Below are 310 nucleotides of genomic sequence, written 5' to 3' on the forward strand. Positions count from 1 at the left end.
GGACTGATAGGCGGATTTATCAGTCTCGAAGCGGGACTGAGTTTATACCTGATGTTCGTTAGTGCTGGCGTGTCCGGTGCAATGGGGAGCATCGCCTTAACCTATTTCTGGAACAGACTGACAGGGGAACAAAGATGAGCAGAGGCATTCGTAATAACAATCCCGGCAACATTGACCACCACTCAGCGAATAAGTGGCAGGGTCAATTGCCCCATGACCCGAGTATAGAAAAGCGGTTCTGTCGGTTTGAATCACCAGAGTATGGTATTCGGGCACTGATGAAGCTGTTGTGCAATTACCATAAAAAAGG

2 pseudogenes are annotated in these 310 nt (G+C 48.4%); both read left to right on the plus strand.

The features are described 5' to 3' along the window. A pseudogene (locus NXS07_RS21100) lies at positions 1 to 138 on the plus strand (phage holin family protein); the annotation flags it as partial. Next, positions 135 to 310 (plus strand): annotated as a pseudogene (locus NXS07_RS21105) (structural protein); the annotation flags it as partial. The pseudogenes NXS07_RS21100 and NXS07_RS21105, both read left to right, overlap by 4 nt.

The organism is Xenorhabdus bovienii (genome assembly GCF_024721015.1).
Lineage (GTDB): Bacteria > Pseudomonadota > Gammaproteobacteria > Enterobacterales > Enterobacteriaceae > Xenorhabdus > Xenorhabdus bovienii.